Consider the following 10,337-nt stretch of genomic DNA (forward strand, 5'->3'; position numbering starts at 1 on the left):
CGGGCTCACACACGTGTGAGCCCGCACGATCTCGCCCCTCGCAGCCGTGATATCGACACGCTAGACAGAAAGAGAGAGCGATGACGCTCGTCGCCGGAGTCGACTCGTCGACGCAGAGCTGCAAGGTGGTCGTGCGCGACCTCGAGACCGGCGCGATCGTGCGCTCGGGGCGCGCCCCGCATCCCGACGGCACAGAGGTCGACCCCGCCGCCTGGTGGTCGGCGCTCGGCACGGCCATCGCCGACGCCGGCGGACTCGCCGACGTCTCGGCGATCTCGATCGGCGGCCAGCAGCACGGCATGGTCGTGCTGGACGCCGACGGCCGTGTCATCCGCGACGCCCTGCTCTGGAACGACACCCGCAGCGCCCAGGCGGCCAGCGACCTCATCGCCGAAGTCGGCGCCGAGGAGTACGCGAGCCGGGTCGGTGTGGTGCCTGTCGCCTCCTTCACCGCCACCAAACTGCGCTGGCTGCGGGATGCGGAACCCGCCAACGCCGCACGCGTCGCCGCCGTCGCGCTCCCCCACGACTGGCTGACCTGGCGTCTGCGCGGGTACGGCCCGACCGACGACAGCGAACTCGGCCCGGTGCTCGGCGAACTGACGACCGACCGATCCGACGCCAGCGGCACGGCCTACTGGAGCGCCGCCCGCGAGGCGTACGACCTCGAGCTGTTCGAGCGGGCGCTCGGCCGCGCAGGCGTCGAGGCCGACGGCGACGGCGACGGCGACAACGGAGCGATCGCGGATGCGGTCATCCTGCCCCGCGTTCTCGCACCCGGCGAGGCGGCCGGTCGCACCCCTGTCGGCGCGTCCGGTGCATCCGAAGGCGTGCTCGTCGGCCCCGGAGCCGGCGACAATGCCGCCGCGGCGCTCGGTCTGGGCGCGGCCGACGGCGACGTCGTCGTGTCGATCGGAACCAGCGGAACAGTCTTCGCCGTCACCGACCAGCCGGTCGCCGATGCGAGCGGAACCGTCGCCGGCTTCGCCGACGCGAGCGGCCGCAGTCTTCCCCTCATCGCAACTCTCAACGCGGCCCGAGTGCTGTCGTCGATCGCCTCGCTCCTGTCCGCCGACCACGACCGGCTCGCCGCCCTCGCGCTCGACGCCGAGCCCGGCGCCGGCGGCGTGGTGCTGATCCCCTACTTCGAGGGCGAACGCACCCCCAACCTGCCCGACGCCACCGCGAGCATCCACGGTCTGACCATCGCGACGACCCGCCCCGAGAACCTCGCGCGCGCGGCCATCGAAGGGATGCTCTGCGGGCTGGCCGACGGCCTCGACGCCGTGCGGTCGGTCGGGGTGCGCGAGAAGCGCATCCTGCTGATCGGTGGCGCCGCCCAGAACCCGGCGGTCGCCGCCGTCGCGGCCCAGGTCTTCGACGCACCCGTCGTCGTGCCTTCGCCCGGAGAATACGTGGCCGACGGCGCAGCCGTGCAAGCGGCCTGGGCGCTGACCGGAACCCGCCCCTCCTGGCCGATCACGCTCGACGCCGAGCCCGAGGCCGACTACCGACCGGTCATCCGCGCTCAGTACGCCGCAGCCCGAACGGCCGCTACGAGCTGACCGGAGCCCGCCGGGCGAGCGCGGCTCCGGCGGCGCGTGCCCAGCGGGGTGCGTCGGCGATCGCGGCAGCGGCTCCCCCGGCGAGCTCGCTGAGCGACGCCGCCGCGGCGAACGCGGTCGTCGGCGCTTCGATGGCACCCGCGGCGAGCAGCGCCGGCACCCCCGCATCCAGGGCGAGTCCCGCGACGTACGTCGCGACCTTTCCGGCCTCGGTCTGGGCGTCGAAACGTCCCTCGCCGGTGACGACGACATCCGCTGCGGCGACGAGTTCGGGCAGCCCGATGGCGGTTCCGACCGCGCCCGCGCCGGGCGCGATCGTCGCGCCCCAGGCGAGGAGTCCGTAGCCGGTGCCGCCGGCCGCACCGGCCCCCGGCACGGCCGGCAGTCGGCCGAGCACCCGGGCGAGGCGCGCCAGCCCGGACTCCAGACCGATGACCTGTTGCGGGTCGGCGCCCTTCTGCGGCCCGAAGACGGTGGCGGCGCCGGTCGGTCCGAGGAGCGGATTCGTGACGTCGCTGAGGATGCGCACCCCGCCCGCAGGCAGCGCGGGCAGACCGCTCAGGTCGGCCCGCGCGAGCGTGCCGAGACCCCGGTTGCCGAGCCGGATGGGGCGACCGGACGCATCCGTGAACCGTGCGCCGAGTGCGGCGAGCGCTCCCACACCGCCGTCGGTCGACGAGCTGCCGCCGATCGCCAGCAACAGACCTGTCGCCCCTGCGGCGAGCGCGGCGGCGATGGCCTGGCCGAACCCGAAGGTGTGGGCGTCCAACGGTGCGAGCGCGGCGAGGCGGCCGAGCCCGCTGGTGTCGGCCAGTTCGATGAGGGCTGTGCCGTCGGGCAGGGCGAGCCACGAGGCCGCCACCTCGTCGGCGGTCGGGCCGAGCACGGTGACCGCGTGGCGCACCGCTCGCGGCACGGCGAGTTCGAACGCATCCAGCGTGCCTTCGCCACCGTCGGCCATCGGGGCGAGCACGACACTGTCGCCCGGTCGCACCGACGACCAGCCTTCGGCCAGTGCGGCAGCCACCACGGCGGCCGAGGCCGACCCTTTGAACGAGTCGGGCGCGAAAACGACGGTCGGCATCCGACTACAGTGTCACGGTTTCGGCGAACGCGGGCCGCGTCGAACGCGTCTTCTCAAGCATCTCAGGCCTGCGCGAGGCGCGACTCGGCTCGGTCGGCTCGGCTCTCTACTCTGCGACCCCGGTCACCATTCCCAGCCGGGGATGGACTCCAGAAGCTCGGCCCGCTCGCGGGTCATGGATGCGGTGCCCAGGCCGTCATGCGCCTGCCGCTGGGTCGAGCACCAGCTGCGAAGCGTTCGCTCCTCGGGTGAGGCGAACGACGCATTGGGAAGCCGACCGCTCTGCTCGACGAAACGTGCCAGCGCACGGTACTTCTTGCGCCAGCGTGCGTCTTCGTCGTGCGACGCTCTGCGCGACGGGTCGGCCGGAAAGCGAGTGGTGATCAACGGGAGTCCTCTCTGCGATGACGGACGATCCGCCCGTCTACAGAGATTCCGTGCACCAGTAAACGTAACGTCGGCGCCGCTCACTCGGCGCGAACCCTCAGTCGGAGGGATGCCGGAGGGATGCCGGAGGGATGCCGAGAGTCATCCGCGCGAGGGACACGGTTGCTTCGCTGTGCCGATTCGCCGGCGGGTGCCGGGAGGCGAGGCTGGAGCCGACCAGAAAGGACGTACCCGTGCGCCCCCGATTTCCTCTCGCCCTGCTGGCGAGCGCATCCCTCGTTCTCACCCTCGCCGGCTGTGCGCCCGCCGCGACGACGAGCGCGAACGTCGGCCGCCCGCTTCACGGAGATGTCTCAAGCCCGGATGGTTCAGGCCACGCCGATTCCGACGCCGATCGGCTGGGTGTCGCCGACGGGTACATCCCCGACGGCGAGACGGTCGCCCTGAGCGACGATGTGCCCGCCGTCGCGAAATTGCGCCCGGGGCTCCGGGATGCTCTCGTGCGCGCCTCCGAGGCCGCCGCCGAGCGCGACGTCGTGTTCACTCTCACCGACGGCTGGCGCAGCGAGCGTTACCAGGAGTTCCTGTTCGCACGCGCCGTCACGAAGTATGGAAGCGAGGCCGAGGCGAGCAAGTGGGTCAAACGCGGCGACGCGTCGAAGCACGTGCGCGGCGAAGCCGTCGACATCGCGACGGCCGACGCGATGGACTGGCTGAGCCGTTTCGGAGGCGAATTCGGCCTCTGCCGGATCTACGCGAACGAGGCCTGGCACTTCGAGCTCGCAGCCGACGCCTCCGGTGTCTGCCCCGAGCAGCTGCCCGACGGCTCCGCCGGCTGAGGCTCAGGCCACGGCGGGAGCGCCGGCGATGCCCTCACGACGACCGCCCGGGCCCACGTACTGCGAGCTGCCGTAGCCGATGATGAAGTAGCCGATGATCGCCAGCAGCCAGAGCAGGAAGAAGCTGAACGCCCCACCCTTGCCGAACGCCCGTCCGACTCCGAACGCGACGATGATGGCGACCACGATGTTGACGATCGGGATGAAGTAGAGGATGACGAGCGCGCCGTGGTATCCAGCGATCTTCACCAGCAGATAGGCGTTGTAGATCGGGATGAGCGCGCCCCAGCCCGGCTTGCCCGCCTTGCGGAACACCGGCCAGAGGGCGAGCACCAGCAGGATGTAGCCGATGAGGCCGCCGATGATCGACGGCACGGGGCTGAAGGCGGTCGTCTGCGTGGAGATCAGACCGTCGAGCGGCAAAGACGTGAGCATGGTTTCTCCTCTGGATGGACGCCCCCGACACTATCGGCGTCCGACGACTTCGCTGCGTATCGGTCGTGAGGCGGCGTGTCTCTCGACGCTGAGCGCCCGCGCCGATGCCTGGCCCGCGTCGGCGCCGACGTCGGCGCCGACCACGGCGGCACCCCGCGTCCGCCGAGAGTGTCGCCGCGCCGGCGAACGGCTGTCGCTCGGTCCCCGCTTGTCGGGAGCCGTCCGCGCCGGCGCGGCGAGTCTGTGGGGGCTCGTGGCGAGCCCGGCGAGGGGCGAGTCGTTGCGACCGGCGAGGGCGCTCGGCTCGCGGTTACTCGCCCCTCGTGGCCCTTCCGGTGGCCCCCGGCACCCGGATGCGCGGTCCCGTCACGAACGCCGCCACGCACAGCAGTGCAGTCAGGGCGAACACACCGGCGAACGGCCACGCCCCGCCCAGCGGCGCGAGCGCCGCGAACACGATCGCCGTCGCGGCCAACGCGATGGCAGACCCGATCGAGTCGGCGATCGAGAGCGCCGAACTGTTGAAGCCCTGGTTCTCGATCGTCGAGTATTCGAGGGTCAGCACGCCGAGCCTCGGGTAGAGGATGCCCATCCCCGCTCCCGCGAAGGCCCAGCCGACGATGACGACCACCGGCGGCAGCCCCCAGATCGTGGTCGCGAGGAGCGACGCGACCGCGACGGACAGGCCGAGCGCCCCGAGGCGCGCCGCGAGCGTGTGGCCGATCGCCGGAAAGCGACCCTGCACCCAGGATGCGGCCGCCCAGCTGAGCCCGGCCGCCGTCAGGGCGAGACCGGCGAGCGAGGCGGACAGCCCGTACTGACTCACCAGCAGGTAGGGCACATACACTTCGGACGCGAAGAAGGTGCCCGCCACGAGCGACCGCAGCAGGATCACGCTCGGCAGCCCGCGCCCCGCGGTCAGCGCGCGGGCCGGCAGCAACGGTCTCAGCGCGAACAGGGCCACAGCCACCGCTACGACCGGCGCGAGCCATTGCACCGGGCCGCGCGCCTCGGCCGCAAGGTTCAGGGTCAGCACCGCGACCGCGACCAGCACCGCCCAGCCGATCCGCCGGATGTTCCACGGCGGCCTCTGCTGACCGGTGTCGGGCGCGCGCACCCCTCGCATGGCGGGCACGACCATGAGCATCGCCAGGGCCACCAGGGCCACGACGCCGAGGAACACCCAGCGCCATCCCACCGACTCGGCGAGCAGTCCCGCGATCAGCGGCCCGATGAGCGACGGCACCACCCACGCGGCGGCGAATCCGGCGAAGATGCGGGCGTGGAGCACCGCCGGATACACTCGTGCGACGATCACGTAGAGAGCGACGGTGAGTGCACCGCCGCCCAGGCCGTGCACCAAGCGGCCGGCAACGAACACCACCATGGTCTGCGCCGTGCCCGCGATGAGCAGGCCGATCACGAACAGGCCGACGGATGCGAAGAGCGCGTTGCGCGGGCTCCCCCTGTCCGACCACGCGCCCGCCAGCACCATGCCGACGACGCTCACCGCCAGCGGCCCGGCGAACGCGAACGCGTAGAGTCCTGCTCCGTCGAGCTCCTTGCTGACCGTCGGCATGATGGTCGTGACCGCGAGGGCCTCGAACGCCGACAGCATGATGAGGGCGCACATCCCGATGCTCACCCAGAAGTATCGGGCGCTCAGCACTCCGCCCGGCGGCGGCAGATCGGCGGGCGCATCGTCGACGGCACGTTCGCTGTCGGTGTGGTGCGCATCGCCGCTCTGAGACATCTGTCCAGTCTGGAGGGGCGGCGCCTTGGCGTCCAGGTCTTCCGAGGTCATGGTGCGAGCCTAGAACCTCAACTATGGTTGAGGTCAATGACTCCGAAGGATGCGGTTCTCACCGTCGGCGACCTCGCCTCCCGCAGCGGCGTGGCTGTGTCGGCCCTGCACTTCTATGAACGGCAGGGCCTGATCGCGAGCGCGCGCACCGCCGGCAACCAGCGACGGTACCGCCGGGACGTGCTGCGACGGGTGGCGTTCATCCGGGTGTCGCAGCGCGTTGGCATCCCGCTGGCCGACATCCGGAATGCGCTCGGCTCGCTTCCCGACGGTCGCACGCCCACCAAGAAGGACTGGGAAAGGCTCTCCCGGCTCTGGCGCACCGAGCTCGACGATCGCATCCGCAAGCTGGAGCATTTGCGCAACGACCTCACCGGGTGCATGGGATGCGGCTGCCTGAGCCTGCGCACGTGCGCGCTGCAGAATCCCTCCGACGGGCTGGCCGCCGAAGGCGCGGGGCCGCGGCGATGGCTCGACTCCGACGCCGCTGCTGACGCCGCCGCTGCCACCGACGCGGAAGCCACCTCACCGCTCGCGCAGCCGTAGCGGCCGCGTCTCAGCGCGCGAGCGCTCTCGTCGATGCGCGCACGATCAGCTCCGGCTGGATGTTCCCCGCCGTCGGTTCGACGCGTCGTTCGATCTCGGCGACGAGCCGCGCGACACTGCGGCGCCCGAGCTCGGTGAAGTCTTGTCGCACGGTGGTGAGCGGTGGCCAGAAGTGTGCCGCCTCCGGGATGTCGTCGAATCCCACGACGCTCACATCCCCCGGGATGCTCCGGCCCAGCTCGTGGGCGGCGTGATAGAGCCCCAGCGCTGTCTGGTCGTTCGACGCGAACACGGCGGTCACCGTCGGATCGGCGAGCACGTCGAGGCCCGCGCGATAGCCGAACTCGGCCGTCCAGTCCCCCTCGGGCGACGGCAGCACCTCGAGACCGGCGGCCTCGAGCTCCTGCTGGAATCCGCGCAGCCGCACAAGGCCTTCCTCCCACTCCGTCGGACCCGCGAGGTGCGCGATGCGCCGGTGGCCCAGCTCGATCAGGTGCCGTGTCGCCGCGCGCGCTCCCGCGACCTGATCGACCGAGAGCTCGATGCCGCCCCGGTCGTCCCCAGCCTGCAGGGTGACGTACGGCATCCCGACGCCCACCGCCGCGATCTCCTCGAGCACCCTGTGCTGCGGCGCGATGACGACGATGCCTTCCACCGCCTGGGCCATCAGGTGATCCAGGCCCGCCGCGATGCCCGCCGGAGTCAGACTGCCGAGGTGGGCGACGGTCACGTAGTATCCCGCCTCCCGGCCCGCGTCTTGGATCGCGCCGATGCTCGACACCGGGCCGTACAGTGCCGCGGCCGACGCGGAGAGCACGCCGATCGTGTTCGACTTGGCCGTCACGAGCGCGCGGGCGGCGCGATTGGGGCGGTAGCGCAGCTCGTCCATCGCCTGGAGCACGCGCTCGCGGGTGGACTCCCGGATACTCGGATGCCCGTTCAGCACGCGCGACACCGTCTGGTGTGACACCCCGGCCACGCGGGCGACGTCTCGCATGCTCGCTGCTCTGGCCTGCGGCTGCTCTGCGCTCACTGATCCCCCGGTCGTCGGCTGCTCGCCTGGGCGGCGACTGATCCCCCAATTATGCGGGTGACGGGCGCTTTCGCCGCACCACGAGGCCGACGAGCACCGCGATGACCCCGACACCGAACGGGAAGAGGATGTGCCAGCCCGCCAGCACGAGCAGCCCCGCCGCGAACACGCACGCCGCGACGGCCATCCACCAGCCGACCGACCAGCGCGGAAGCAGCACCAGCGCCGAAGCCACTCCCACCGCGTAGACGGCTGCCGCGAAGCTGGTGTGCACGAGGATGAACGGCGGCAGGTCGCCGTTCGACAGCACGACCACGGAGTAGAGCGCCATCACGATCGCCGAGAGAAGCAGGCCGCGCCTCGCGACGCCACCGTTCTCTGCTCCGCGCCCGAACCAGCGCGGCAGGTCGCCGTCGCGCCCCATCGCCGCGCCCAGCTTGCTGAACGCCGCCAGATAGGCGTTGAACACCCCGGTCACGACGATGGCCGCGATCACGGCCACCACGATTCCGCCGCCGCGCCCTGTCGAGGCGAGCACCAGGTCGAGGAGCGGCACCGCACTCGAGGATGCTCCGTCACCCAGCACCAGCACGGTCACCGTCTGAATGGCGAGGTAGGCCGCCGACACGATGATGAGCGCCAGAGCCGTCGCCCGCGGGATGTCACGGCGAGGATTGCGGAACTCGCCACCGATGCCCGCGACCGCCTCCCACCCCGCGAAAGCCCAGATGTACAGGCTCATCGCCAGCCCCACGCCCGCCCAGCCGTGCGGCAGAAGCGGTTCGAGGTTGGCCGGGTCGCCGTGCGGAGCCGCCGCGGCGAGCACGAAGACGAGCACCGCCACCAGCGCCGCCGAAAGCCCCAGCTGCAACCACCCGGCGAATCGCACACCGAAGGCCGTGACGATCACCGGGATCACCATCAATCCGATCGCGATCCACACGGTCACCGCAGCGTCGCCGCCGGCCACCGCGACCACGTAGCGCGCCGTCATGAGCGCCGCGATCGGTGCTCCGATCGGTGTTCCGAAGAAGAACCAGTAGCTGATGATGCGGGCCGCCGTCGGGCCGAACGCACGTCGAGCAAACGTAGCGACGCCGCCCGCATCCGGATGCCTCCTCGCGAGTGCAGCGAACGTCGCCGCGAGTGGGATGGAGATGACGGCGAGAGCTGCGACCGCCAGAATCGCCCCCGGGCCTGCCGCTGCCGCGGCGAGCGACGGGAGCACCAGTACGCCCGTGCCCAGCACCGCCGCGATGTAGAGGGCTGTGCCTCCCGCGAGTCCCAGGTGGCCGTGTGCGACCACGGGCGGGTCGCTCTGCACGATTCGAGCGGCGCTCGGGCCGGGACCGCTCGGGTCAGGGGCGCCCAGGGCGCGCGACATCGGCGGTCCGCTCGTCATGTTCCCATGATGGGGCGGACCGCCGACATCCGCGACTCCAGGTGACGCGCATCACCGAGCGATTGCTCTGCGCTCAGTCGGGAGGAGTCGCGTGTCTTGGTTCGTAGAAGGTCCACACGCGCTCGAAACGTCGGCCCGATCGCACGAGCACCGCGACCAGATAGCTCGCGCCGCCGACGACTCCCACGATCAGTGGCACGAGCGCAGGAGCGGACAGGCTCGCAGCGACGCCCGCGAGGAAGAGTTCAGCGAGTGCTGCGTTCACCACGCTGATGAGCATCATGCTGCTTCCGGCGAAATGTCCCGCGCCCGTTCGTCTCGCGAGCATCTGGTAGGTGAGCTGGCTGCCCGCTCGGTCGTCGTGGGCCGAGGTCATCAGAAACGGCTGGATGCCCGGATCGATCTCCACATAGGCGGCTCTGATGCGATTCATAGCGAGCACGTACGCCAGGTCTTCGAGTCCGACGTCGTAGACGCGGATCTGCGTGAGGATGCCGATCGTCAGCACGATGGCCAGCACGATCATCGCGAGCAAGGGGAAGATCCCACCGAAGTCCATCGCTTGACCCGCCAGCGCGAGACTCACCAGCCCCGCCGACGTGAGAGTGAGGAACAGACTGATGCGGGTGAGAACCTCGGCCTGCGTCGTGCTCCGCGAAGCGAGCAGACTCCAGTGCTCGGTCGCGAGCAGCTGTGCTCGCACCGCCGCTGGAACCGGCCCGAGGTCGTCGGGCTCTGGGGCCGATGCGTCCCTCATTCGCCCATTGTCCTCCCGGTGCGCCGCCGCGGCGCCGTGACTTCTTGAGGTCCTTCTCTTGAGGTGCGCGGAACTCGCGCTCGGACGTGTGCCGATCAGTGCCATTCATGCTGCGTCCTGTGTGTCGGACAGTCGGATACGTCCGCCACGGCGGGGTCGTCGGTGATGGTCGATGTGGCTGGGTGGGATGAACCACGGCACATGGCCACGGACCTGGATGTCCCATCCGTCGTCGTGGACCCGGTGGTGGTGGTTGGAGCACAACAGGATCCCGTTGTTGAGGTCGGTGGGGCCGTGTTGTTTGTCCCACCACCTGATGTGGTGCGCTTCCGTGTAGGAGGGTGGGTGGGGGCACCCGGCCCACGCACACCCACCGTCCCGTTCGGCCAGCGCGAGCTTCTGCTTGCTAGTGAAGAGGCGGCGGCTGCGACCAAGGTCGAGGACTTCACCATCCCCACCGAGAACCACCGGGATGAGGTTCGCGT

11 protein-coding genes are annotated in these 10,337 nt (G+C 70.9%); 3 read left to right on the top strand and 8 right to left on the bottom strand.

Annotation, left to right across the window (positions count from 1 at the left end):
- Positions 1–80 precede the first annotated feature (80 nt).
- Positions 81–1,565, top strand: coding sequence for a xylulokinase (gene xylB, locus ACFVWR_RS16370; protein WP_387214443.1), 1,485 nt, complete (start codon positions 81–83; stop codon positions 1,563–1,565).
- Here the strand turns inward: xylB and ACFVWR_RS16375 are convergent.
- Complete coding sequence (locus ACFVWR_RS16375) at positions 1,555–2,649, bottom strand: glycerate kinase (RefSeq protein ID WP_387214446.1); 1,095 nt, start codon at positions 2,647–2,649, stop codon at positions 1,555–1,557. The two genes, xylB and ACFVWR_RS16375, sit on opposite strands and share 11 nt — an antisense overlap.
- A 123-nt stretch (positions 2,650–2,772) precedes the next feature.
- Positions 2,773–3,036, bottom strand: coding sequence for a helicase associated domain-containing protein (locus ACFVWR_RS16380; RefSeq protein ID WP_387214449.1), 264 nt, complete (start codon positions 3,034–3,036; stop codon positions 2,773–2,775).
- 233 nt (positions 3,037–3,269) lie between these two features.
- Between ACFVWR_RS16380 and ACFVWR_RS16385 the strand changes: the two genes are divergently transcribed.
- A complete protein-coding gene (locus tag ACFVWR_RS16385; RefSeq protein ID WP_387214452.1) occupies positions 3,270–3,875 on the top strand; it encodes a M15 family metallopeptidase in 606 nt (201 codons plus the stop codon).
- Between the two features lie 3 nt (positions 3,876–3,878).
- On the opposite strand, the gene ACFVWR_RS16390 is transcribed toward ACFVWR_RS16385, so the two are convergent.
- Both ACFVWR_RS16390 and ACFVWR_RS16395 read right to left on the bottom strand, forming a co-directional pair.
- Positions 3,879–4,310: a DUF5684 domain-containing protein gene (locus ACFVWR_RS16390; RefSeq protein ID WP_387214455.1), complete on the bottom strand. Its 432-nt coding sequence runs from the start codon at positions 4,308–4,310 to the stop codon at positions 3,879–3,881.
- A gap of 310 nt (positions 4,311–4,620) precedes the next feature.
- Positions 4,621–6,063: an MFS transporter gene (locus ACFVWR_RS16395; RefSeq protein WP_387214476.1), complete on the bottom strand. Its 1,443-nt coding sequence runs from the start codon at positions 6,061–6,063 to the stop codon at positions 4,621–4,623.
- Between the two features lie 87 nt (positions 6,064–6,150).
- Here ACFVWR_RS16395 and soxR point away from each other — a divergent pair, with 87 nt between their 5' ends.
- Positions 6,151–6,660 carry a redox-sensitive transcriptional activator SoxR gene (gene soxR, locus ACFVWR_RS16400; protein WP_387214458.1) on the top strand — a complete coding sequence of 170 codons (510 nt, stop codon included), beginning with the start codon at positions 6,151–6,153 and terminating at the stop codon, positions 6,658–6,660.
- 10 nt (positions 6,661–6,670) lie between these two features.
- Here the strand turns inward: soxR and ACFVWR_RS16405 are convergent, their stop codons facing one another.
- The 4 genes from ACFVWR_RS16405 to ACFVWR_RS16420 form a co-directional block, all read right to left on the bottom strand.
- Positions 6,671–7,657 carry a LacI family DNA-binding transcriptional regulator gene (locus ACFVWR_RS16405; protein ID WP_387214461.1) on the bottom strand — a complete coding sequence of 329 codons (987 nt, stop codon included), beginning with the start codon at positions 7,655–7,657 and terminating at the stop codon, positions 6,671–6,673.
- A gap of 85 nt (positions 7,658–7,742) precedes the next feature.
- Entirely contained in the window at positions 7,743–9,095 is a 1,353-nt protein-coding gene (locus ACFVWR_RS16410) for an APC family permease (protein WP_387214464.1), read from the bottom strand.
- 73 nt (positions 9,096–9,168) lie between these two features.
- Positions 9,169–9,852 carry a hypothetical protein gene (locus ACFVWR_RS16415; RefSeq protein ID WP_387214467.1) on the bottom strand — a complete coding sequence of 228 codons (684 nt, stop codon included), beginning with the start codon at positions 9,850–9,852 and terminating at the stop codon, positions 9,169–9,171.
- 105 nt (positions 9,853–9,957) lie between these two features.
- A complete protein-coding gene (locus tag ACFVWR_RS16420; protein ID WP_387214480.1) occupies positions 9,958–10,320 on the bottom strand; it encodes an HNH endonuclease in 363 nt (120 codons plus the stop codon).
- Positions 10,321–10,337 lie beyond the last annotated feature (17 nt).

It is taken from the genome of Leifsonia sp. NPDC058292 (assembly GCF_042880955.1).
Lineage (GTDB): Bacteria > Actinomycetota > Actinomycetes > Actinomycetales > Microbacteriaceae > Leifsonia.

Coding starts and splice junctions, on each gene's coding strand:
- ACFVWR_RS16375 (WP_387214446.1), bottom strand. CDS start 2,649: ATGCCGACCGTCGTTTTCGCGCCCGACTCGTTCAAAGGGTCGGCCTCG.
- ACFVWR_RS16395 (WP_387214476.1), bottom strand. CDS start 6,063: ATGTCTCAGAGCGGCGATGCGCACCACACCGACAGCGAACGTGCCGTC.
- ACFVWR_RS16405 (WP_387214461.1), bottom strand. CDS start 7,657: ATGCGAGACGTCGCCCGCGTGGCCGGGGTGTCACACCAGACGGTGTCG.
- soxR (WP_387214458.1), top strand. CDS start 6,151: ATGACTCCGAAGGATGCGGTTCTCACCGTCGGCGACCTCGCCTCCCGC.
- xylB (WP_387214443.1), top strand. CDS start 81: ATGACGCTCGTCGCCGGAGTCGACTCGTCGACGCAGAGCTGCAAGGTG.
- ACFVWR_RS16390 (WP_387214455.1), bottom strand. CDS start 4,310: ATGCTCACGTCTTTGCCGCTCGACGGTCTGATCTCCACGCAGACGACC.
- ACFVWR_RS16410 (WP_387214464.1), bottom strand. CDS start 9,095: ATGACGAGCGGACCGCCGATGTCGCGCGCCCTGGGCGCCCCTGACCCG.
- ACFVWR_RS16415 (WP_387214467.1), bottom strand. CDS start 9,852: ATGAGGGACGCATCGGCCCCAGAGCCCGACGACCTCGGGCCGGTTCCA.